The sequence below is a fragment of the Acinetobacter sp. ANC_7682 genome (genome assembly GCF_056779795.1).
The window spans coordinates 23491-48405 of the sequence record NZ_JBWYIQ010000013.1; the positions used below are offsets into that span (position 1 = coordinate 23491).

Sequence of the window (24915 nt, forward strand, 5' to 3'; positions counted from 1 at the left end):
GATTGACTCATGAGTGATTTGATTAAAGATCTCAGTGAACTGCGCCTAAATTATCAAAAAGGCGAATTACATGAGGATCAAGTGAATGCTGATCCACATGAACAGTTTCTATTGTGGTTTAACCATGCGTTAGAAGCTCAGCTTCACGAACCGTATGCCATGTCATTGGCTACGGCAAATGCCGATGGTCGACCGCACGTACGTACCGTATTACTTCGAGGTGCGGATGAAAATGGTTATGCGTTCTATACCAATTATGACAGCCAAAAAGGACTCGACTTAGTAGCCAATCCTTATGCGCAAATTCTGTTTTATTGGGCAGAACAAGAACGCCAAATTCGCATTTCAGGTCGAGTGGTAAAAATTTCGGAACAAGAATCCGCTGATTATTACCATAAGCGTCCGCGTGATAGTCAAATTGCAGCGCATATTAGTACCCCACAAAGTGGTGTGATTGCGAGCCGTGACGAGCTACAGCAACGCTTTAATGATTTGCATGAGCGTGTGGCAGATCAACAAACTTTAGATAAGCCTGGCTTCTGGGGTGGTTACCGTATAGAGCCAGATTATTATGAGTTCTGGCAAGGTCGCCCAAACCGTTTGCACGACCGTTTGTGTTATGAAAAAATCGACGGTGCGTGGAAATTACAACGATTGATGCCATAAATGCCAAAATTTGAAATCAAGCAACGTCCATTTTTAACACGCCCTGAAAATTTTCAGGGCGTGCCTTCATTTATTGCCGAAATTTTGGCACGTCGTGGCGTTGAATCTGAACAAGAATTAGAACTGAAATTAAAACATTTATTGGCGCCAACCATGAAAGGTTTGGATGCTGCAATTCAGTTGATTGACCAAGCCATCAATCAACACAAAAAAATTGTGATTGTCGGTGACTACGATGCTGACGGTGCAACCAGTACAGCACTGATGATGCTTGCATTGCGTGACATGGGGGCAGATGTTGATTACTTAGTCCCTGATCGCTTTAAGTATGGCTATGGTTTGACACCTGCTATAGCAGATCTTGCGTTTGCCAACTTTACGCCTGATTTGTTGATTACGGTCGACAATGGTATTTCAAGTCATGATGGAGTTAAGCAAGCCCAAGATCATGGCATGCAAGTAATTATTACTGATCATCATCTCACAACCAAGCCAACGCCTATGGCTGAGGCAGTGGTGAATCCGAATCAACTCGGTTGTGAGTTTCCAAGTAAAGCTTTGGCAGGAGTAGGAGTTGCCTTTTATGTGTTGGCGAATTTATCTAGTCATCGTAAAAAAATGGGCAAGTCTTTTTCACAAATGATTAACTATTTGGATTTGGTAGCGCTTGGGACCTATGCCGATGTTGCCAGTTTGGACTATAACAACCGAATCTTAATCGACAGTGGTCTAAAGCGGATTCAACAAGGATTATGTCGCCCCGGGATTTCAGCCTTATTAGATATTGCAAAACGTGATCCTGCAGGACTGAAAGCGCAAGACTTAGGTTTTGTGATTGGACCGCGAATTAATGCGGCAGGGCGTATGGAAACCATGGACATTGGCATCGAATGTCTCTTGGCATCCGACTTGGCTACAGCATATCCTTTGGCTGAACAGCTGAATCAACTCAATGTTGAGCGTCGTCAGGTTGAAGGCAAGATTAAACAAGAAGCATTAAGTGCATTAGATCAAATTCAGCTAGATAAGGATGCAATACCTGCAGCGTTAATTATGTTTGAGCCACATTGGCATCAAGGCGTGATTGGAATTGTGGCAGGACGCTTAAAAGAGCAGTTCCATCGTCCGAGTATCGTTTTTGCCCGTGATGAAGATGGCATTCATATCAAAGGTTCAGCGCGTTCGATTGAGGGAATTCATATTCGGGATGCGATTGAGCGTGTGGCTGAGCAATATCCACATATTGTCAGTCACTTTGGTGGGCATGCTGCAGCTGCAGGTCTAACCATTAAAAAAGAACATTTTGCTGAGTTGAAGCAGGTATTTGAGCAGTTGATCGCCAGTCAAGATGAAAGTCTGTTTACTGCAACTTTATGGACGGATGGGGAGTTGCCAGCATCAGCTTTCCAAATTGAAACGGTGGACGTATTACAAAATTTAAGTCCTTGGGGGCAAAAGTTTCCTGCGCCTGTATTCGAGGGAGTTTTTAAAATTTTGGATTATCGCTGGCTTAAGGATGTGCACTTGAAACTGCGTGTAGCTTTAGAAAATGGTCAAGTGGTGGAGGCAATCGCCTTTAACGCAGCAGATAAATATCAGTTTGATCCGATGCTCAATGAAATTCGCTTGGTCTATGAGCTGGATAAAAATACCTTTAATGGCAATACCAGTTTACAAATGCGCATTTTACATATGCATCAATAAAAAACCGCTCATTAGAGCGGTTTTTAGCACTCAAAGATTAGAAGCGGTATGCACCACGTACAGCAAAGGTATTACCGTCATCTGCAAAACCAATTCGACCTTCGACACTTACTTGCTGATTGAAGAATTTTTTAGCATTTACACCAAATTCATCAAAAGATCCGCCGTTGAAATCTTGATTGAAATAGTCGACACCCACGCTGAGTGTTTTATCAATGTAATAATCGCCTCTTAAAGAGAACTCATCTAAATCACCAAATGCAGCACCAGCCTCTAAATTCACATCGTTTGCGCCAATTTGAGTGACATATTTTGCTCGAAGAGTAGGGTCAATACCATCATCGTTGTCATCATCCCAACCACGTAAACCAGCTGCGACCAATAAAGATGGTGCTAAGAAATAACCAGCTTCAATTTTATAGTTTGTGACATCATTATCAGGGGTGTTAGGTATTTTTTGAGTTTCCTGAGAAAGATTGGCATTTAGATAGAAATCAGTATTTGGAACAAAGTATTCAATTCCAACACCATAATTCCAGTATTCGACTACATCAAAGTCGTCATAAGATACTTTTGCATTCACGTTGCTCGAACGATTTAAAAATGCAGCTTCGTTCAATGGAGAGTTCTTGATTTGAACAGGATTAAAATAATATGTGCCATCAAGCGCAAAACCTGCAGAATTGCTACCATTATCAGGATCGATCAATTTGGCTGTAGCCCCAACTTCAGCTTGATACGCATGTGCAGTTCCTAAGCTTGCAATAAGTGCAGTCGCAAGTGTAATTTTTTTAAACATATATTGACTCTCTTTGTTATAGAAATATGACTGTTTTGTGACAGCTAGTTTCTATTGTAAGAACAAAAGGGGATGAGTCAATGTACATAAAATGACATTCCATCAGGTTTTTGCACAAAAAAAGCCCATCATTAAGATGGGCTTTTAAGAAACATTAAATCTTAATCAAGATATTAGAAGCGATATTTAGCAGCTAAACCGAATTTGTTGTAATCATTATTCGCAAGTTCACCAAAACCTACACGACCTTCTAAGCTGACTTGAGGTGTGAAGAATTTACGTGCGCTTACACCAAACTCGTTTGTATCTGCAGGACCAGTATCTTTACTATAGTAATCTACACCAACACTTAAAGTTTTATCGATGAAGTAATCAGCAGCTAGATTATATTCATCAAGGTCACCAAATGCAGCGCCAGCTTCTAAGTTGATATCTTTACCGTTAGACAATGTAGTTACATATTTAGCACGTAATGTTGGGTCAACACCATCATCATAGTCGTTATCGTAACCCTTAAGACCTGCTGCAATTAATAAGCCAGGTGCAGGCAAATAACCTACTTCAGCACCATAAACTGTCTCATCAAAATCAGGTCCAATATCAAATTTACGATCATCACGACCAACATTACCGCTTACATAAAAATCAGAATTAGGTACGAAGTATTCAACACCTACGCCGTATTGATGTCTTTCATCATCACCAACTTCGCTGTATTGGTATTTCGCATTTACATTACTTGCACGATCAAGGAATGCAGCTTCAGCTAGTGGAGCATTACGTGTTTGAACTGGTTGGAAATAATAAGTACCATCAACACCAAATGAACCACTTGTACTACCATTATCAGGATCGATAAGACCTGCAGAAGCACCTACTTCAGCTTGATATGCATTTGCAGTTCCAGTTACAGCTAAAGCAGAAAGAAGCGCAGACGCGATTGCTAATTTTTTCATGGATACTTCCCCTCAATAGAGTTAGTTGTTAATACATTTTTTGTTACAAGTTCAGTGTAGGGGAAAATCATGAAGGATCAATCAAGCAAAAGTAACAGTAATGTATCTTGTGTAATTTTTATGTAAAAATAAAACTTTAAATTATTGATTTTAAAAAATAAAAAATCATGTTAATTCATGTGAAAGATAAGGTGTTTTAGTCATTTTATGTTGCTTTTCAATATGAATTGTATGCAATTTGAACGAAAGTAGCAGTTTTGGCACTGCTACTTCCCCATGTTGAATGGAATTAGAATCGATATGTTCCGTTTATATTAAACTTATCTTCATCATCACTGAATCTTAAAATACTCCCAAGAGAGAGGTTATTATTGATAAAGTATTTGCCACGTAATTGGTATTCGTCTTTATGAATTTTACTAGTGCTATTCGTATCTCGCGTATAAGCACTACCTAGGCTTAAGCGTTGAGTTAAATAATAATCCCCACCAAATGTAATCGAATCAATATCATGTCCAAAGCTACCATCCAATTCTAAATTGAGATATTGACCATTTTGGCCTAATGGGGTGACATATTTGGCTTTTAAAGCAAAAGCATTTTCATCAAAGCCTTCACCTTTATAAGCATTAATACCTGCTGCTATCAGTAAATTTTGAATAGGAGTATAACCAACGAGAGCTCTATAGGTGGTTAGATCGAAACGCTGCTTAGCATGAGATGAACCGTTTAGTGAGCTTGAGCGTGACTCCACTTTATAATGTTGACGACCGACCTCACCTGTGAAGTACAGTTGATCAATATAATATTCTCCCCCTATTGAATAGCCGTGCAGCTCTTGTTTGCTTTGCGCAACTGTTTCATTTATATACAATTTATCGTCTTTAATATGCTGAAAACTATATTTCGCTGAAACGCGATTATGGTGGCCAAGAAATGCAGCCTCATTAAGTGGTTTATTTTCAGTATCAACTGCTTTGAAGTAATAAGTACCTTCTGTTTCAAATACACCGTGATAATCAACCTTGAGACTATCATGGTCAAAATAGGTATATCCAGCATCAATTTGAGCTTGGTAGGCCATGGCTGAAATTGTCAAAGGGAGGATGGCCAAAGCCAAATAGGTTTTGTTCATTTTCATAAGTCTCTGCTTATTGTTGTAAAAATAAAGTAAGTATTTTTTAATAATTAAATGTAATGTTAATAATAACTAAACAATTGTCAAGAGAATATTGAATAAAAAAGCAAACTCTCAAGTTTTACTTGGCTGTGTTAAAATATTGGCAATTTTGATATAGACATATTTAGGATCTACACCGTGGAAATTAATCCTTATCTTCTCCAGCTAAAAGACTTGAGCGAACGTGGTCAAACACTACGGGGGTATCTTTGACTACGATCTAAAGAAAGAGCGTTTAGAGGAGGTTCTCCGCGAACTTGAAGATCCAGCAATTTGGAATGATCAAAATCGTGCCCAAGCGATGGCGAAAGAAAAAGGTGAGCTCGAAAACGTTTTAAATGTTTTAGATGGTTTAGCAACACAACTTGATGATGCACAAGCGATGCTTGATCTTGCTGTAGAAGCGGATGAAGAAGAAATGCTTGCAGATGTTCAAGCAGAACTTGATTCAGCTGAGGCTGAACTGGCTAAACTTGAATTCAGACGTATGTTTAGTAATCCAATGGATCCAAATCCTTGCTATGTCGAAATTCAAGCGGGGTCAGGTGGTACTGAAGCTCAAGATTGGGCATCTATGCTATTACGTATGTACTTACGTTGGATTGAGCGTCATGGCTTTAAAGCTGAGTTAATGGAAGAATCTGACGGTGATGTGGCTGGGATTAAATCGGCAACAATTCGTGTAGAAGGCGAATATGCTTATGGTTGGTTACGTACTGAATCAGGTGTACATCGCTTAGTTCGTAAATCACCTTTTGACTCAGGCAACCGTCGTCACACTTCATTCTCAGCGGTTTTTGTGTCTCCAGAAATTGATGACAACATTGAAATTGAGATCAATCCAGCAGATGTCCGTACGGATACATACCGCGCTTCAGGTGCAGGTGGTCAGCACATTAACAAAACAGATTCTGCCGTGCGTTTAACCCATGCACCAACTGGAATTGTGGTGGCTTGTCAGAACCAGCGTTCACAACACGCTAACCGTGATCATGCTTGGAAACAGCTTCGTGCTAAATTGTACGAATTGGAAATGAATAAGCGTAATGAAGCAGCTCAAGCACTAGAAGATTCTAAATCGGATATTGGGTGGGGGAGCCAAATTCGATCTTATGTGTTGGATGATTCACGTATTAAGGACTTACGTACTGGCGTTGAAAATTCAAATACGGGTGCCGTGTTAGATGGTGATCTTGATAAATTTATTGAAGCTAGTTTGAAACAAGGGCTTTAATATTTTTTTAAAAAAAGGCAGGGCAAAAGCCCTGCCTTTTTCGTTCTAGCACGAAGCTTGCTAGATTAAATCAGTTCAATGTTAGAATCAGAATTATTCGGCACAGTCATTCATAAACTCGATTTGTTAAATATCGTAATAATTCGATATTAATATCTATAAAAATCGATATAATGAGTTCAGCACAGTGCAGATCATTAACTTGAGTGAAATGAGATGGATACTGAAGCAATTTTTAAAGCCTTATCGAACCCGATACGCCGCCAAATTTTACAATGTTTAAAAGATCCAGAGCGCTTTATTCCACAAGATGAGTGCGTGCAAGATTTTAGTCGTGGCGTATGTGCAGGACAGATTGAAAAAATTGCAGATGTATCTCAGTCAACCATGTCTAATCATTTATCTGTTTTACAACAAGCAGGTTTGGTTCATGTTACTAAGCATGGTCAATGGTCTTATTTTTCTCGTAATGAAGCACTGATAAAAAGTTTTGCAGAACACCTTCAACAATCACTCTAACGATAATGAGTGAAGAGGATAGATGAATGACTGATTTTAGTAGCACAGTAATCTTTGGTGAATTAAAGCTCAAAAATCGCGTGGTTATGGCACCTTTAACGCGTAGTCGTGCGACAGATGATCGTGTACCAACAGAAATGATGGCTGAGTATTATGCGCAACGTGCAAGTAGTGGATTAATTATCTCAGAAGCGACCGTAATTTCTGAGGAGGCGAATGGCTATTTAAATACGCCAGGATTATTTACTGATGCTCAAGTAGAAGGGTGGAAGAAAGTAACCCAAGCTGTTCATGATAAAGATGGCTTAATTGTCGCTCAGCTTTGGCATGTTGGACGTGTGTCACATCCAGATTTACTGAAGGGTGATATCCCCGTTTCGGCGAGTGCTGTTCAACAAGCCGGACATGTCAGTTTGTTGCGTCCGAAACGTCCTTATGTCTTGCCACGTCCATTAGAAATTTCTGAAATTCACGCGATTACAGCGCAATATAAACAAGCAGCAATTCGTGCTAAAGAGGCAGGATTTGATGGTGTGGAATTGCATGCGGCGAATGGTTATTTAATTGATCAATTCTTGCAATCGAAAACCAATCAGCGTGAAGATGAATATGGCGGCTCGGTGGAAAATCGTGCGCGTTTCTTGTTAGAAGTCGTAGATGAGCTAATTGAAGTTTGGGGTGCTGGTCGAGTAGGTGTACATTTAGCTCCTCGTGGTGATGAACACGATATGGGTGATGATGATCCACGTGAAACTTTCGGTTATGTGTTAGAGCAACTCGGCCAAAGAAAAATTGCATTTTTCTTTACTCGTGAATATTTGGCAGAAGACAGTATTAGTCAAGAATTGAAAGCGCGTGGACAAGGTATTCCTTTTATTGCCAATATGCGTTTAAGTCGAGAGGATGCTTTACAACTTCTCACTTCAGGTCAAGCTGATGCAGTGTCTTTTGGGAAAGACTATATTGCCAATCCTGATTTATATGAGCGTTTGGTACAGAATGCTCCTTTGAATGAATTAAAGTTAGAAAATATGATCGGGACGAATGTGGCTGAAGGCTATATCGATTATCCTTTTTTACAAGGAAATTGAAATTTAAGATAAGTATTTGAACCGAAAAAATTCGCAGGGTATGATCTCAACTTCGTGGTCATGCCCTATTTTTTTAAGAAAGCTCGAGGTCTTACGTTTTGACAACTCCATTTTGGTATAACGCAGCATTGGCTTTATTAAAGCCAATTTATAAATGGCGTATAAAAAAGCGAGCAGACAATATTGAGCAATTTCATCAAGAGTGCTTAGAGCGCTTCGGTCCGTTTCAATCTCCAAAAAATCTTAATGCGATATGGTTTCATGTGGTTTCAGTTGGAGAAACCAATGCTGCACAACCTCTGATAGAACATTATTTAAAACTTGGATATGCTGTGTTGGTTACGAATACCACCAAAACAGGTCAGGCACGAGCTAAATCCTTATTTGCAAAAGCACCATATGTAGATCTTTTTCAAGCAGTATATTTACCTGCGGATCAAAAAAAATTAGTCAGTGCTTTTATTAAAAAATATCAACCCAAAATGTTGGTTTTGGTTGAAACAGAACTGTGGCCCAATTTAATTAATGAGGCGAAAATTAATAAAATACCCACTTTTTTGGTGAACGCACGCTTATCTGAAAAATCAGCGAAAGGATATGCCAAAGTACCAAGTATTACTCAGCCTATGCTCAGCGGTCTGACTCAACTTTTGGCCCAAGATGAAGATTCACTGAATCGATTTAGGGCTTTAGGTGCTGCTACAGCGCATAGTCAAACAGTGGGCAGTATTAAGTTTGATATTCATGCGCCCGAAGAAATGTTATTGAAAGCGCAACAAATTCATCAAGATTGGGATTTGCAAGCACGCCAAATTATTACGATTGCAAGCACACATCATCCTGAAGAGAAAAATCTGTTATCCAAGTTTAAAGACTACTTAAATGATCATCCTGGCGTCTTGCTGATTATTGTGCCGCGTCATCCAGAACGTTTTGATGAAGTTGCACAAGCCATTCAAAGTCATGAGTTAAAAATGCATCGACGTAGTTTAGGTGAAATCATTGAGGCTGATACACAAGTTTATCTTGCTGATAGTATGGGTGAAATGTGGATTTGGTATGCATTGAGCCAAGCAAGTTTTGTGGGTGGATCATTAAATGAACCTGGTGGTGGGCATAATATCTTAGAGCCAATATCACTCAATGTCCCGACTGTGATTGGACCGAACTACTTTAACTTTCAAACCATTGTCGATGAATTTGTGGAAGAAAAAGGGATTCTAATCGGTCAAACTACGGAAGAGGTGGTGAATCATCTTATTCAGTGCTTATCTCAGGATGAAACGATTTTAGCAGTACAAAATCAGGCTCAAAAGATCATGCAACGGAATACAGGGTCGTTGCAAAAACATATTCATGTTCTGAATCAATATCTTTAGTTTTTTAAGTATATGAATATTGTATTGCTTGATCCTGCATCAGCACAGGATGACCTCTGGAAGATTCAATCAGCACGCCAAATTGATCATTTGAAGCATCAACTTGATATTAAAATTGGAGATACTTTAAAGGTTGGTATTAGAGGTGCTGGTCGATATACAGCTGAGGTCATAGAAATTTCTGAAAGGAAAATCTTAATTCAGCCAATTTATGAAGAGCCTGTACCGAAGAAATTACCTGTAACGTTAATCGTTGCTATGCCTAGACCGAAAGTATTGAGACGATTGATTCAAGATGCTGTAACTTTAGGCGTAGAAAAAATCATTTTACTGCACAGCTATCGGGTCGATAAAAGCTATTGGCAAACACCATTTTTACAGCAAATTGATCACTATGTTCAACTGGGCTTAGAACAAGCGGGTGATACATTTCCACCTGAAATCGAAATATATAAACGCTTTAAACCTTTTGTAGAAGACGTTCTTCCTCAAATGATTTCTGTTGAACGACCAGCTTATGTAGCACATCCTTATGCAACCCACAGTATGCCTCATGCGATTGAGCACCCGTGTACGATATTGATTGGGCCTGAAGGTGGTTACATTCCTTATGAGATTGATTTACTCAAAAAAAACGGCTGCCAAGCTGTCAGCTTAGGCAACCGAATTATCCGTACTGAAACGGTGATTCCTTATGTGTTAGGTCGTCTGTTTAGCACGTGGTGACTCATCTTCTTGTGAAGAATCTCCGCGATAGACTTTAACCTCTTGAACTGGATATGGAATCGAAATTTCATGTTCAGCAAAAGCTTGAATCACTTTTTCTTGAACTAAACTGATAGATGTAGATGTCGCAGTTTCACCCGTATTCACCCACCAACGTACAGTGAGGTTGATTGAGAAATCAGCTAAGGCAGAGACATTCACGCTAAATCCAGGTTGACTGAGGATTTGTTGATCCCGGTCTAAAATACTCAAAATAATATCTTTCGCTTTTTGAACATCATCTTCGTAACCAATACCGACCACGAATTCACAACGACGACGTGGATATGCCGTATTAACAGTAACTGCATTGGTATAAACCGTTGCATTGGGAATGACGATACGACGACCATCAGGTGAACGTAAGTAGGTTGCACGAATTTGAATATCTTCAACGGTCCCTTCTAAACCATTCACAATGATATCGTCGCCAATTTTGAAGGGTTCACCGAGTAGAATTAAGATACCAGAGAGCAGGTTTTGAAAAATATCTTTAAATGCAAAACCAATTGCGACAGATCCGATCCCCAGTGCACTCATCAGCTGTCCAGGTGTAAACCCTGGAATTGCAATAACCATCGCGATTAAGAAACCAAAGAAAATAATAAAAGAGCTACCGACGCGGTTGAGGACGAGCACTAAATTTTGTTTGGTATATGAACGCTCTGAAAGTGCTTTTCTGACAAATAATTTGAACAGCTTAGACAACAACCAAAATAAGGTAAATACAATCAAAGCAATACAGATATAAGGGATTCGTTCCCAAAAGCCATCCATGATTTTATCAATGGTGGTATACGCATCATTGTATTTCGCAGTATGTGCAATGACGGTTTGAGCCGTTTTCTCACTTGCATCTTGTAGAAGTTGAGTCGTACCTTGAGCCACCTGACTCAAAGAATTTTGTTGTTCAGCCACGAGTGTTCCAAATGTATTGAATGTTTACATTTTGCCTGAAAATAGAGTGAATAAAAATCACGTTCTCAAGTTTTATCGTCATTTTTATTCATTGAATAAACTGAAAATAACAAAAAAAATTGTATGTTTTTATAAACATTCAGCACCTTGTCCAACAAAAAAATCGAAATGGTATTTATTGATAAAAAAATGGAGTTTTTTGACAACGACAGATTTTACTTGCTTAGAAATGATGATCAGCAATGATTCGGATCATTGATTGTTAGATATTTTAGGTTGTTCAATTGGCAAGAAGATACGGATAACTTTTGAAATAAATGAATGCTCAGTCTACGACCAAAGCATGATTGTTTGAAATTTTAAAGTATAGTCATACTCAAGATATAAGACAAAAAATGATCAGTATGATCAAGACAACTCTCGAGATGAGAAACATAAATCAAGGATGCGAATTATGAATGAAATATATCCTGTACCCGAAGTTTTTAAAAAAACTGCACGAACCAATGAAGAGCAATATTTCGAGCGGTATAAAGCATCTATTGAAAACCCCGAAGCGTTTTGGACCGAAGCAGCCAAGAAACTAGACTGGATTAAGCCTTTTACACAAGTCAAAAATACCAACTTTGATAAAGAGAATTACAAAGTTGAATGGTTTGCAGATGGCCAATTAAATGTCAGTGAAAACTGTCTCGATCGACATTTAAAAGAACACCCGCATAAACCTGCGATTATTTGGGAAGGTGATCATCCATCACGCCATAAAATTATTTCATTTGAAGAATTACACGATGAAGTTTGTCGTTTTGCCAATGTCCTCAAGAAGCATGGCGTGACTAAAGGCGACCGTGTTGTTCTATATATGCCAATGGTCCCTGAAGCAGCCATTGCGATGTTGGCATGTACGCGTATTGGTGCGGTACATTGTGTGGTGTTTGGAGGTTTTTCACCAGATTCTTTAGCAAGTCGTATTGATGATAGCCAAGCAAAAGTCATCATTACAGCAGACTCGGGCATGCGTGGTGGAAAGCCAATTCCACTGAAAGAAAACGTTGATGCAGCGATGGAGCTTGATGGGACGAGTTCTGTACAAAATGTCATTGTGGTACATCGTACTGGTAACCCAATCACGATGCATGAAGGGCGTGACCTGTGGTATCACATGGAAATCATGACAGTCACAGATATCTGTCCACCTGAACCAATGAATTCAGAGGATCCGTTGTTTATTTTATATACTTCAGGCTCAACGGGTAAACCTAAAGGTGTGCTACATACTACAGGCGGTTATCTGACTTACGCGAACTTTACCTTTAGGGAAGTATTTGATTTAAAACAAGACGATATTTTCTGGTGTACCGCTGACGTCGGTTGGATTACTGGTCATTCTTATGTGTTGTATGGTCCGCTTTCAAATGGGACGACAACATTGATGTTTGAGGGTGTTCCACAATACCCAACTTGGGCACGCACAGGACATATTGTAGATAAGCACAACGTCACAATTTTATATACGGCACCAACGGCGATCCGAGCGATGATGCGTGAAGGTGATGCATTTATCCGTGAAAGTGACCGTAGTAGCTTACGCTTGTTGGGCTCCGTCGGTGAGCCAATTAATCCTGAAGCTTGGAACTGGTACTACACCGTAGTTGGTGAAAGTCGTTGTCCAATTGTAGATACATGGTGGCAAACTGAAACAGGTGGCTTCATGATTTCGCCTTTACCGGGAGCAACTGCACTTAAACCTGGTTCTGCAACACGCCCATTCTTTGGTGTACAACCTGCTTTGGTTGATGCTGATGGTAAAGAGCTAGAAGGAGAGGCTGAAGGTAATTTGGTGATCAAAGATTCTTGGCCAGGACAAATGCGCACCATTTGGGGTGATCCAGATCGTTTTATCGAGGCATATTTCTCAACTTATCCAGGGAATTATTTCACGGGAGATGGTGCACGCCGTGATAAAGATGGTTATTACTGGATTACGGGGCGAGTGGATGATGTTCTGAACGTTTCGGGACACCGCTTGGGGACTGCAGAGATTGAAAGTGCATTGGTTGCACATGAACATGTTGCAGAAGCAGCCGTTGTGGGTATGCCACATGACATCAAAGGTCAAGGGATTGCAGCCTATGTAACTTTACAGGCAGATACGCCAGAGTCAGAAGAACTCAGGAAAGAGCTAGTAGGTTGGGTAAGAAAAGTTTTAGGACCTGTGGCTACACCAGATGCAATTTATTGGGCGCCAGCATTACCCAAAACACGTTCAGGCAAGATTATGCGCCGAATTTTGAGAAAAATTGCCGCTAATGAGCTAGATAGTTTGGGCGATACCTCAACTTTGGCAGATCCACAGGTCGTGGATCAATTAATTGCTGAAGTGAAATCACAGCAGTAATCCCGATTAAACAGACGAAGTCATGTTTTAAATACCGTTAGTTCAACTAGCGGTATTTTTAGTTCAGTGATAAGAAAAGCAGGCATTGTGATAAGTCAAATCATGTTGATCTGCTAAGCTTATCAGCAGATGCGATACGGAATATAACAATGAATTCTCCCCTAAATTTTAATCCTGAAACGCCACTTGAGACTGCGCAAATACTTGCATCTGAGTTTGCGAAAACCGCAGCAGAACGAGATAAACAAGGTGGAAATCCAAAGGCTCAGCGAGATCTAATTCGACAAAGTGGTTTGTTGTCTTTATCTATTCCAAAAGAATTTGGTGGGCAAGGTGCAACTTGGAGCACGATTTTTAAAACTATTCAAACCATTGCTCAAGTTGATAGTTCACTTGCGCACGTATATGGCTTTCATCATTTGCTTATTGCGACGGTACAACTTTTTGCACAGCCAGCTCAATATGGAAATTGGTTTAGACAAACCGCCAAACACAACTTATTTTGGGGAAATACGTTAAATCCATTAGATCGTAGAACAACCGCGAAACAAGTTTCTGATGAAGAATTTATCTTCCATGGTGATAAAAGTTTTTGTTCTGGATCAATTGATTCAGATATCCTGCTCTGTTCGGGATTTAATGAAGATGGAAAGTTACTGATTGGCGTGATTCCAACAGCACGAGAGGGCGTGAGCTTTCTTGGGGATTGGAATAATATGGGGCAACGTCAAACGGATAGTGGTACCAGTCATTTTGAACAGGTCAAAATTCGCAAGGATGAATTACTCCTCAATCCCGGTCCTTTAAGTACACCTTATTCAAGTTTGAGACCGCTAATTGCTCAACTGATTTTCGTGCATTTATTTTTAGGTGTTGCTGAGGGAGCGTTCAATGTTGCGAAAGAGACAGTTCAAACACAAAAAGCTTGGTCGAAATCACTGGTTGAACAAGCGGTGAATGATCCATTTACCCAGAAGCATTTCGCCGAATTTTATGTGCAACTTGAAGGTGTGCGCTTGCTCGCGGAAAAAGCGATCAATACATTACAAAAGGCGTGGGATCAAGGGGAAACATTAACTGCGGAGCAACGTGGTGAAGCCTCAATTGCAATCGCCACCGCCAAAATCGCAGCGACTCATACTTCACTTTATGTAACACAAAATATTTTTCAAGTGATGGGCGCGCGCGCGACTACTGCAAAACTGAATTTAGATCGATTCTGGCGTAATGTACGAACCCAAACCTTGCATGATCCAATTGATTATAAATATCAGGAAGTCGGAGAGTGGGTGTTAACTGGAAAATTTCCGGATCCGAGTTTCTACTCTTAGATCCAATTGATTATGAAAAAAGCCTCTATCGTAGAGGCTTTTATTTATTTTTGATGAATATTTTCTAAAGTATCGACAAGCGTACGTGTCATCTGATCAATTTCGTAATTGACTTGATCGCCGACTTGAACATATTTCCATGTGGTTAAGCGTAAAGTTTCTGGAATAAGATCGATTGAGATTTGATTGTTTGCACGATCAACCCGATTGACTGTCAAACTGCAGCCATTTAAACCGATAAAGCCCTTTAAGAAGAAATATTTGATATTGCCATTTGGAATTTCAAGGTCGATATGAAACGTTTCACCATTTTTGGTTAAATGCTTTACGGTTGCAGTGCCTTCAATATGACCATATAAATTATGCCCACCATTCTCAGCACCTACTTTAGCGGAGCGTTCAATGTTGACCTCATCACCGACGTTGAGTTGACCTAAAGTGGTTAATTCAAGTGTCAGATTTGAAACATCAAAATGCACTTGACCAGCGATCAGATCAATTTGTGTAGCGGTTAAGCAAACACCATTAATCGCAACACTGGCGCCGATAAATACATCATGAAAAAGGTTGAGCGCATTAGAAATAACAAAAGTCCGATATCCCTCTTTATGCTGTATATCTAATACTTTTTCTAACCCTTGCACGATACCTGTATACATAATAAACCTTTGCCTAAAAATAAATCTTAATTGCTTTTAATCCTAACTGAGATCGTAGCGATGATCATCTTACGCAGATCAATTGGTTCTAGGTAAAAAGAAGGTCAATAAACCCAGTAGTGGTAAGTATGAGCTAAAGTGAAATACCCAACGAATACCTTGATGATCTGCCACATAGCCCAAAGCTGCTGCCGCGATACCGCTGATCCCAAACATCAAACCAAACATCAAACCAGAGACCATGCCGACACGACCTGGCATCGCTTCTTGTGCATATACAACCATTGCTGAAAATGCGGAAGACATAATCAATCCAGCAAGAATCGCAAAGATACACGTCCACATCAAATTCACATGTGGCATGAGTAATGCAAAGGGTGCCATGCCAATGAAGGAAATCCAAATGACAGCTTTACGACCTATTTTGTCACCGATAGGGCCGCCAGCAAAAGTACCGATTGCTACTGCGGCTAAAAAAGCAAATAAATAAAGCTGAGCCTGTTGAATACTGACCTGAAACTTTTCGATCAAATAGAAGGTATAGTAATTTCCAATACTTGCAATGTACGTGAATTTTGCAAACATTAACGCACAGATAATCACAATTCCCTGTACAAGTTTAGAACCTTTCAACGGTGTTGATTGCTTTGCTTTTACTGCTGAAGCAGCTTGAACACCATATTGAATGGTCCATCGACTGATTCTGTAAAGCAGATAAATAGCAAAAATGGCAAATATCATGAGCCAAGCAACTGAGGCTTGACCGTTCGGTACAATGATTGCTGCGGCCAACAGTGGCCCAACGGCAGAGCCGCTATTACCACCCACTTGAAAAGCGGATTGAGCAGTTCCGAAGCGACCACCTGATGCTGTTCTCGCTACTCGTGAGGCTTCCGGGTGAAAGGCAGATGAGCCCACACCGATGAGTGCTGCTGAAATCAGTAAGATTGGAAAAGTCCATGCAAATGCCAGCAGAACGATACCTAGCAGTGTAACGCACATACCCAAAGGGAGGAGGTAGGGCTTAGGATGCTTATCAGTGTAGAGTCCAACCCAAGGTTGCAGAATAGATGCAGTCATTTGATAGACCAAAGAAATAATCCCGATTTGGGTAAAGCTTAAGTCAAAATTGAGTTTCAGCATGGGATAAATGGCAGGTAAGCAAGACTGGATCAGATCATGTAATCCATGCGCTAATGCAATAGCGAAAATAATATGAACCGCCATTTTATTTGCTGAAATACTAGAGGAATTATTTGAATGTTCTATTGATTGAATTGAACCCATAAGGCTGTGCTGTCTTCATTTTTGAGGTGATTATAACCTTGTAACAGCGGAACAATGTACGATTTATTCAATTTTCGATGTACTGTTGCTGATCAGATTATATGGACTATCCAATAAAAAGCCCCCAAGCCGAGCCTTGGGGGTTAAGTTGCTACTGCATGACGCTATTATTATAGTTATCAGGGTCAAAACAAGATTGAACAAAGCGCTGATTTCATTCAGATCGTTGTTGAATAATCGAAGACAAATTAAGCTGATTTAGCGGTGATGTGTTGTTGCTGTTCAGCTTCGAGTTTTCGAACTAAAGGCAGTACTTTTTCACCAAAATATTCAACTTCTTCAATAAAATGTAAGAAGCCAGATAAGATCAGATCCACACCAACTGATTTTAATTCGACGATACGTTCAGCAATTTGTTGCGGTGTACCGATGAGATTTGTTCTGAACCCGTCGTTGTATTGGACAAGATCTTCAAATGTTGATTTTGCCCAGTTACCCTCACCTTCTTGAGTTGCGGCACCTGCTTCACGAGTTGCATCACCAAAAGCATTGACTGCTTCTACATTTGCATTGTCAATGATTTCTTGAAGTACAGCTTTTGCTTCCTCTTCAGTATCACGAGCAATGATAAAGGCATTCACCCCAATTTTGACTTGATGGTGATTCAGCTTGGCTTTTTCACGGATGTCATCAATCTGCTTTTTAATTTCAGCAGGCGTGTTTCCATTGGTGAAATACCAATCAGAAACACGAGATGCCATATCACGTGCGGCACGCGAGCTACCCCCTTGGAAAATTTCAATATGTGGGCTTTGAACAGGTTTTGGCTTCAAGGTGTAGTCTTTAAATTGATAATATTTTCCATCAAAACTAAAGTTATCCTGCGTCCAAATGCCTTTTAAGCTACGAATAAACTCCTCTGAACGTGCATATCGTTGATCGTGTTCAGGCCATTCTTCACCGATGGCATCAAATTCACCACGGAACCATCCGCTCACAACATTAATAGCGATACGACCATTGGTTAAATGATCAATTGTCGCGAGCTGTTTAGCCGCCAGCGCGGGTTTCCAAGGGCCTGGTAAAATTGCTGCGATTACACGTAACTTTTCAGTTTTTGCCAATAAGCCATGACTAAAGCTTACAGATTCATGCTGATTCTCCGCACCGTATCCTGCCGTGAATCGAATCTGTGTCAAAGCATATTCAAATCCACTTTTTTCAGCAGCTTGTGCGAGTCGAACATTGTAGTCGTAGCTCCAGTCTGTTCGTTGTTCAACATTACTGACGACAAGACCACCGCTGACATTTGGAACCCAATAGGCAAATTTAATCGCTTGTTTTTCTGCATTAGACATGGCTTATACCCTCATTGATTTAATTATATTTATGCCACTTCGATTTTTGGGGCAGCATTATTCTTGTGATGCAAGCGTGACTCTGCTGCATCTAAACTTGGTACTGCTGCTGAAGGCAATACTTCTTCTTGTTCGATTTGTTTGTTAATGCCCAAATTCTGATTGGCTTGTTGGGTTTTATCTTTAACGACTTCAGCACGTTTACCTTTGGCTGGTGCCCACTCTAAAATTGGTAAAGCACGAGCAATGGCTAAGGTAATGCGCGCACGTAATAGTTCACTGTGAATGGTGTATTCAGGCGTAAAATCACGATCAGTTGCATAAACGCCAATTGGCAAAGTCTGTGCTTGGAAGAAGCTAAATAAAGGACGCAATTGATGCTCAAGTACCAAGGCATGGCGATCACTGCCCCCTGATGCAGCAAGTAATACAGGAACATCTACCAGCGCAGTTTGTTCTACAAAGTCAAAGAAATGTTTAAATAAACCTGTGAAAGATGCGCGATATACGGGAGTTCCCACAATCAATGCATCCGCTGCTTCAACAGCAGCAAGATCATCTTGAACACGTTGCGGCAGCTGATTGCGATAAATGGCACCACCTAATAAATGGCCGATTTCACTAAATTTAATAAAATGCACATTAATTGGTGTTGCTTCACCTAACTCATCTAAAATCGCTTGAACAAGCGCTTCAGTTTTTGAAGGATTATTTAAACCGCCAGAGACAGCGACGATATTTAAGGGTTTTTGTTGAGCAGTAGACATAGTACAAACCTAAAAATTTAAAATTAATCTCGGATGCACTATTTATGTGGATTAATGCTTATTCTGTAAAATAAGCAAAATAATAATAAATATCATTTTTGCGTATATAGCGGGAATTTAATCTTCTTGAGATATAAATTAGTGATAAATAACTGAATAAACTTATATTTATGATTATGAATAAGCTATTTCAGTATTTGAATAAATTTTATATTTAAAAGTGATGTGCTTATCGAATTTTCAAAATTACATAAAAAAATCGCGTTTGTAAGATTTAGCCCGACATTTTCTGCAAAAATTCGTTAATATTTATATATCCTTAACAGCTATAGCACAGTTAGTATATTGATTGTGTTTGAGATCTCTCGCCTCGCTTATGAATATTTTAATCGTTGATGATCATCCACTGTTTCGTCATGCTTTAATTCAAGCAGTTCGTTACAGCTTACCGCAAGCCCAAATCCATGAAACAGCTGCTGTTAATGAATTTTATGAACGTTTAGAAAAAGGTCCTGAACCAGATTTAGTACTTTTAGATTTGAATCTTCCAGGTGCATCAGGCTTCTCAGCGTTGGTGCATGTGCGTGCACAGTATCCATCGTTACCAATTATTGTCGTATCGGCGCATGAAGAAGTTTCAATTATTCAACGCTCGATTGCACATGGTGCAATGGGCTATATTCCAAAATCAGCGCATCCAAGTCACATTGGTGAAGCGATTCGTCAGGTATTAGAAGGGGATATGTGGTTACCGCCAAATCTGCCTGCGAATTTAAACTTTGATCCACGTGCTGCAGATGAAACAGCTTTAGCAGAACGTATTCAATCTCTAACACCACAACAATTCCGAGTGTTAATGATGGTTGCGGAAGGTTTGTTGAATAAACAGATCGCATACGAACTTGATGTTTCTGAAGCAACGATTAAAGCGCATGTGACCGCGATTTTCCGTAAATTAGGCGTTCAAAATCGTACTCAGGCTGTATTAGCGATTAATGCATTAAACATCGAAGAAAAACGTGTTTAATTGATTCTTAGATTTGAAAAAAAGACCTAATCAAAGGTCTTTTTTTCGATATGTATCTATTTTAGGCTAAACAGTCCTGTTTAGGTGTCAACTCATTACAATATAGAGGATTGAGTGCACATTGAAGTTCATCAATTTGATCTTGTGTTACATAGCCCTTGCGTTTTAAATATTCTGCAACGCGATCATCTCTAAGACTTAAAAAAGCGGCATCATAAACTTTCAGATCAACAAAGAGTGCAGCCGTTTCAAGTCCATTAAAACGATCTAAAAACACCTCATTGCCATACATGAGAAAAATATGATCGAAATCTGCATATGCATCGATGCCTAATTGTTCTGCGAGTGCAAGCGGCGGTGTTTTGATAAAGAGTAAATCTGAAATTTCATCAAACTGCGTGGTATCAAGCGTATTTTCACCAGTTTTCACTTTACCAAGCCAAGCTTTAAAGACCAAAACGGCACCACCACGCAACAACATACTCCACACTTGATGACGCGTATGTTCATCTAAATCTCGGCATTCTGATGCTAAACGTTGAATAAGTTGATTTTCTTGTTGTGCCAATTTATCAAATAAACCTAAGCCTTGAGGGTGATAAGCTGCTGGTGTAAATACATCAAATTTTAATTGTTCAAAAACCTGTAAAGCCAAAGGTACTGCAGTTTGGTAAATCTGTTCCAAGGCACGTACATGTACATTTTTTAAGGATGTAGATGGAAAAATTTCTTGCCACTTGATTTCAGGCAAAATTGCATTGGCACCATATTGGCGATGAAATTCGTGATTACGATCTAAACCATGTGGCATAGCTTCTGAAATGTTCATTGCAAGACTCCATTTGATACTTTTATTCTCGAGAAAATTTGAGGCACTTTGATTGCTTTAATCGAAAGAAGATGTGCTGATGACTAGATTTAGAATTATGTTGATTGCAATAAGAATAAGACTAAAGTATTAATTTTTATTTGATGAGTAAATTTGTCATCTAAAAACATGATGTTAGTAAACTTGTAACTATTTGTTTTAAATGATATTTCAACTTTTGATGTGTTTTGCCATAGAAAATCGGACTTTGATTTTTTTGGTCAATTGCCAACGCTCTCTTTAGCTTTATTTTGTTCTCTTTTGCCACCTCTAAAGCTAAGGTCTGCCAATCATTGTAAAGTATGGTGTGAATATGTATAAAAATCACCCAGCTCCTCTTGGAAAAACTGGGTGATGAATGTATCAAAATATGACTATTTCGAATCTTATTTTGAAATTTTTAAACCTGATAACCATGAACGTAGAGAGGCAGGTTTGAGAGGTTTTTTCAATAGGACAATATTCAGCTCTTTGAGTCTTTGCGGAAGCTCAGGATCTGAATCAGCTGTAATCAATGCCACAGGTACATTTTCTTGACGATGGTCTACAATAAAATCTAATCCTATTTTATTTGAATTCAGGTGTTGATCGACCAACCAAACTTGAATGTTCTCTTGTTGAATAATCTCAAGTGCTTGTTCAGGTTCTGTGGCTTTAAACACTTGATAACCCCATTTAGTAAGCAGAGTTGCCATGCCTTCTAAAATAGTTTCATCATTGTCTAAACATAAAATTTTATACGCTGCAGATTTTAATGGTGTGGCTTGAACTGGTGCGGTCACAACCTTTGGTGCATCGATGAGTGGGACTTCAATCATAAAACATGAACCCTTACCCAACTCGGAATACACATGCACAGGATAACCCAACATACTGGTCATTCTCTGAACGATAGCGAGTCCAAGACCTAAACCTTGTTCACCCCATGGCGAGGTATGTCCGCAACGTTCAAACTCTTGGAAGAGTTTAATACGTTGTTGTTCAGCAATCCCTGGACCAGTATCCCAAACACCAATACGAATATGGTTTGCTTTTTCTGCTGAACGTAACACCCCAACAATTACACGACCTTTTGCTGTGTATCTTAGGGCATTACTGACAAAGTTTTGAATAATACGGCGAATCCATTGAGGATCTGTATCAATCCAGAACTTCACGTCATGCACTCGGAAGGAGATCGCTCGTTGTGCTGCAATTGATTTAAATTGTAGTTCTAAGTCACTCAATAGGTCATGTAATGGATAGGCTTGTCGTTTAGGTTGTATTGTTCCACCTTCTAAACGTGCAATGTCTAATAATGCAGAAAGCATACTCTCTGCACCATGTAAGGCACGGTCGAGTTGCTGTAGCGTTTTAGCATCTTCTTCATTTTGAATGCTTTGTTCTAATGCCGTACTGAATAACCGTGCAGCGTGCATAGGTTGAAGTAAATCATGACTTGCTGCAGCAATGAATCGACTTTTTGACATATTGGCTTTGTCAGCTTGTTCACGTGCCAATTGTTGTTCTGCCAAGGCATTGGCAAGTTGTTGAGTACGATCTTGAACGCGTCCTTCAAGTAGTGCTTCAGTTTCTCGGAATGCCGTGATATCAGCAAATGTCGTCACGAAGCCACCGCCTTCGATTGGATTTCCTCGCATTTGGATAACACGACCATCTTTACGAATACGTTCAAACTCATGAGCGCTACCTACTTTCATCCAATGAATACGTTTACGCACGTGCTCTTCAACGGAACCAGGTCCACATTCACCGCGCTCTGCGTTGTATCGGATCAAATCTGCAATCGGGCAGCCCACATATACCAAATCTTTTGGATAATCGAATAAAACGAGATATTGATTATTCCATGCGACTAAACACATGTTTTCATCGACAACACTTACCCCTTGGGTCATGTGGTCGATCATGGTCATAATTAGATTTTGGTTAAAGCGTTGCCATTGTGATGCTTGGTCTAGAATATTAGCGACCTGTCCAAGTGCTAATCCATTGTTAACCATGGCTGTAGTGAGTAGGGTACGTGCCGATGCAGCTCCAATCGTGCCAGCGAGATATTGTTCAGTGAAACGCCACCACATCCCATTGGCACTGCTGTTTTCGTTTAATATCACATTATTGGATAAGCAGAATTGATTAAACGCATGCATGGTCGGACCTTCACCCGTAATCCGTTTGGCAAGCGTGATCAGGTCACCCACTTTTAATCGTGCAACATCATGATGTAAATAGTTAACTTCATTTGAGGTTTGTTGCGTTTGTAGGGGTTTTGTTTCGTAATAGAAGAAACTTTCTGCCTGTATTTGCTCAGCAATACTTGGACGATAAATTCGTGAGATCCAGATGTAGAGCACGATATTTAAGCCAAGTGACCAAATTACACCATGTGTTAATGGCGCAAATGATTCAAAACCAAGTAATGCTTCAGGCTTTAATAAGTCAAATCCCAGAGGTCCAAACATCAGAAACGAATAGGTAAATTGATAATATTCATCTGGTAAACTTCTTAAAATTGTTGGTAAGAGCAGTGTGTAACTCCACATCACAAAACCAACGATGAGACCTGCATAGACCCCTTGTTTACTTCCACCACGCCAGTACAACCCCCCAATAAGTGCAGGTGCAAACTGTGCAACAGCACTAAATGCCAAAAGACCAAATACTGACAGCTGATCAATGTCATTAAAGAAATGGAAAAATAAGAATCCAAGGAGCATGACCGCCAAAATACATACGCGACGAGTGAATTTCAGCATTCGAGGTAAACGCTTGTCATGACGCGAAATCCAACCCAAGCGCCATAGCGCAGGCATAATCAAGTCGTTACTGAGCATGATAGAAAGTGCGACTGAAGAGACTAAAAGCATACCAGTTGAAGCCGAAAATCCCCCAAGGAATGCTAAGAGCGTCAGCCATTCTTGGTTATAGCTCAAAGGCAGTGACAGCACGGCAACATCAGGGACTGCCATGTATTCTGGTGCAGCATGAAGTGCCCAACTTGCAATCGGAATAATCGCGACAACGGTTAAAATGATGTAAGCGGCAAACCATCTGCGCGCACCACGAATATGTTTTTCATCACGTAATTCAACTACAGCAACATGAAACTGGCGTGGCAAACATATAATCGCTAATGCTGCTAAAAGTGTTTGAATCCAAAAGGTATCTGGCACGCCCATCAGTTGAATTTCATGGAAGGTTTTGGATACGTCTGCGGAAACTTGAATGAGGTTTTCGGGGCGGTCAAATAAAAAGAAAAAAGCGACACAGAGGAGTGCAAATAATTTAACAAAGGATTCAAAAGCGACTGCCAGCATTAAACCACCATGCTGTTCGGTGTTGGCAATCTGACGTGTACCAAACATCATAGCCAAAATTGCGAGAACCCCTGTAAGTGCAAGAACACCATTGGTGGTCAGATTCATCACTTCTGAATCTTGTTGCAACATCACGGATGCACTGAGTGCAATGGCTCTCAGTTGTAAGGCAAGATAAGGAATGATGGCGATCACGGCTAAAATGGTGACGAGTGAGGCGAGAGGTCCGCTTTTGCCATAACGTGCTGCCACAAAGTCAGCAATTGAGGAAATAGCATGGTGCTGACGTACTCGACCTAAGCGACGCCAAATATCATAACCAAACCAGACAAACAGAAGTGGGCCTAAGTAGATTGGAAGGAAAATGATCCCTTCACGAACAGCAGCACCCGTTGCGCCGTAGAATGTCCAAGACGAACAGTACACGCCTAAGGTCAAACTAAACAATAACATGCGTCCACGTGGGCTGAGCCGACTGGCATGTTTTTCACCAAAAAAGGCGCAAATAAAAAGGATGAGGATGTAGAGGGCGAGTACCCCAATAATCAACCAACTGTTCATAGGACTTACACTTGAGAATCTCGTGTAATGATAACGCATCCATGAACTGTCACGTTCAAATTGATCAAAATTTAGCGACCAAAGTCTAAATTACAACCAATGCAAAATCTTGCTAATTTAAAAATCGGAAT

20 protein-coding genes are annotated in these 24915 nt (G+C 40.0%); 10 read left to right on the plus strand and 10 right to left on the minus strand.

All coding sequences use genetic code 11. The annotated features are described in order from the left end of the window. The first annotated feature begins 9 nt into the window (after positions 1 to 9). Both pdxH and recJ read left to right on the plus strand, forming a co-directional pair. Complete coding sequence (gene pdxH / locus AC1M9D_RS06875; RefSeq protein WP_092766509.1) at positions 10 to 666, plus strand: pyridoxamine 5'-phosphate oxidase; 657 nt, start codon at positions 10 to 12, stop codon at positions 664 to 666. After that, positions 667 to 2370, plus strand: a complete 1704-nt coding sequence (gene recJ / locus AC1M9D_RS06880; RefSeq protein WP_481611803.1) for a single-stranded-DNA-specific exonuclease RecJ — start codon at positions 667 to 669, stop codon at positions 2368 to 2370. 37 nt (positions 2371 to 2407) lie between these two features. Here recJ and AC1M9D_RS06885 read toward each other — a convergent pair whose 3' ends face one another. The 3 genes from AC1M9D_RS06885 to AC1M9D_RS06895 all read right to left on the minus strand — a co-directional run bounded on the left by AC1M9D_RS06885 (position 2408) and on the right by AC1M9D_RS06895 (position 5266). Beyond that, positions 2408 to 3169 (minus strand): putative porin, encoded by a 762-nt coding sequence (locus AC1M9D_RS06885; protein WP_180028487.1) that lies wholly within the window; start codon positions 3167 to 3169, stop codon positions 2408 to 2410. A gap of 173 nt (positions 3170 to 3342) precedes the next feature. Next, positions 3343 to 4125, minus strand: coding sequence for a putative porin (locus AC1M9D_RS06890; protein ID WP_035265806.1), 783 nt, complete (start codon positions 4123 to 4125; stop codon positions 3343 to 3345). A gap of 289 nt (positions 4126 to 4414) precedes the next feature. Next, complete coding sequence (locus AC1M9D_RS06895; RefSeq protein WP_481611804.1) at positions 4415 to 5266, minus strand: putative porin; 852 nt, start codon at positions 5264 to 5266, stop codon at positions 4415 to 4417. 177 nt (positions 5267 to 5443) lie between these two features. Between AC1M9D_RS06895 and prfB the strand changes: the two genes are divergently transcribed. The 5 genes from prfB to AC1M9D_RS06920 all read left to right on the plus strand — a co-directional run bounded on the left by prfB (position 5444) and on the right by AC1M9D_RS06920 (position 10254). Further along, positions 5444 to 6539 (plus strand): peptide chain release factor 2 gene (gene prfB, locus AC1M9D_RS06900; RefSeq protein ID WP_143047395.1). Its coding sequence is split into 2 segments (ribosomal slippage): positions 5444 to 5515 and positions 5517 to 6539, totalling 1095 coding nucleotides; the frame shifts between segments, so codons are not numbered across the junction. A gap of 216 nt (positions 6540 to 6755) precedes the next feature. Further along, positions 6756 to 7058: an ArsR/SmtB family transcription factor gene (locus AC1M9D_RS06905; protein ID WP_035265803.1), complete on the plus strand. Its 303-nt coding sequence runs from the start codon at positions 6756 to 6758 to the stop codon at positions 7056 to 7058. Positions 7059 to 7084: 26 nt separating this feature from the next. Then, on the plus strand, positions 7085 to 8149 hold the full coding sequence (locus AC1M9D_RS06910) for an alkene reductase (protein ID WP_481611805.1): 1065 nt from the start codon (positions 7085 to 7087) through the stop codon (positions 8147 to 8149). A 98-nt stretch (positions 8150 to 8247) separates the two neighbouring features. Continuing rightward, the gene (locus AC1M9D_RS06915; protein ID WP_481611806.1) at positions 8248 to 9528 is read left to right on the plus strand and encodes a 3-deoxy-D-manno-octulosonic acid transferase; all 1281 of its coding nucleotides are present in this window, start codon (positions 8248 to 8250) and stop codon (positions 9526 to 9528) included. A gap of 12 nt (positions 9529 to 9540) precedes the next feature. Further along, the gene (locus AC1M9D_RS06920) at positions 9541 to 10254 is read left to right on the plus strand and encodes a 16S rRNA (uracil(1498)-N(3))-methyltransferase (RefSeq protein WP_481611807.1); all 714 of its coding nucleotides are present in this window, start codon (positions 9541 to 9543) and stop codon (positions 10252 to 10254) included. Here the strand turns inward: AC1M9D_RS06920 and AC1M9D_RS06925 are convergent. Beyond that, on the minus strand, positions 10228 to 11211 hold the full coding sequence (locus tag AC1M9D_RS06925; protein WP_035265796.1) for a mechanosensitive ion channel family protein: 984 nt from the start codon (positions 11209 to 11211) through the stop codon (positions 10228 to 10230). The genes AC1M9D_RS06920 and AC1M9D_RS06925 overlap by 27 nt on opposite strands. A gap of 454 nt (positions 11212 to 11665) precedes the next feature. Between AC1M9D_RS06925 and acs the strand changes: the two genes are divergently transcribed. Next, a complete protein-coding gene (acs, locus tag AC1M9D_RS06930; RefSeq protein ID WP_481594499.1) occupies positions 11666 to 13609 on the plus strand; it encodes an acetate--CoA ligase in 1944 nt (647 codons plus the stop codon). Positions 13610 to 13758: 149 nt separating this feature from the next. Beyond that, a complete protein-coding gene (locus tag AC1M9D_RS06935) occupies positions 13759 to 14940 on the plus strand; it encodes an acyl-CoA dehydrogenase family protein (RefSeq protein WP_481611808.1) in 1182 nt (393 codons plus the stop codon). 44 nt (positions 14941 to 14984) lie between these two features. Here the strand turns inward: AC1M9D_RS06935 and AC1M9D_RS06940 are convergent, their stop codons facing one another. The 4 genes from AC1M9D_RS06940 to msuE all read right to left on the minus strand — a co-directional run bounded on the left by AC1M9D_RS06940 (position 14985) and on the right by msuE (position 19011). Further along, positions 14985 to 15599, minus strand: coding sequence for a riboflavin synthase subunit alpha (locus tag AC1M9D_RS06940; RefSeq protein ID WP_092766502.1), 615 nt, complete (start codon positions 15597 to 15599; stop codon positions 14985 to 14987). Between the two features lie 78 nt (positions 15600 to 15677). Beyond that, entirely contained in the window at positions 15678 to 16826 is a 1149-nt protein-coding gene (locus tag AC1M9D_RS06945; protein WP_322840068.1) for an MFS transporter, read from the minus strand. A gap of 308 nt (positions 16827 to 17134) precedes the next feature. Beyond that, positions 17135 to 18244, minus strand: coding sequence for a dimethylsulfone monooxygenase SfnG (gene sfnG, locus AC1M9D_RS06950; protein WP_035265790.1), 1110 nt, complete (start codon positions 18242 to 18244; stop codon positions 17135 to 17137). Positions 18245 to 18273: 29 nt separating this feature from the next. Next, the gene (msuE, locus tag AC1M9D_RS06955; protein WP_035265789.1) at positions 18274 to 19011 is read right to left on the minus strand and encodes an FMN reductase; all 738 of its coding nucleotides are present in this window, start codon (positions 19009 to 19011) and stop codon (positions 18274 to 18276) included. A gap of 376 nt (positions 19012 to 19387) precedes the next feature. On the opposite strand from msuE, the gene AC1M9D_RS06960 reads away from it, so the two are divergent. Further along, entirely contained in the window at positions 19388 to 20038 is a 651-nt protein-coding gene (locus AC1M9D_RS06960; RefSeq protein ID WP_035265788.1) for a response regulator, read from the plus strand. A 61-nt stretch (positions 20039 to 20099) separates the two neighbouring features. Here AC1M9D_RS06960 and AC1M9D_RS06965 read toward each other — a convergent pair whose 3' ends face one another. Next, positions 20100 to 20867, minus strand: a complete 768-nt coding sequence (locus tag AC1M9D_RS06965; protein WP_035265786.1) for a hypothetical protein — start codon at positions 20865 to 20867, stop codon at positions 20100 to 20102. Between the two features lie 425 nt (positions 20868 to 21292). Continuing rightward, the gene (locus AC1M9D_RS06970) at positions 21293 to 24784 is read right to left on the minus strand and encodes a hybrid sensor histidine kinase/response regulator (protein WP_481611809.1); all 3492 of its coding nucleotides are present in this window, start codon (positions 24782 to 24784) and stop codon (positions 21293 to 21295) included. Positions 24785 to 24915: the final 131 nt, after the last annotated feature.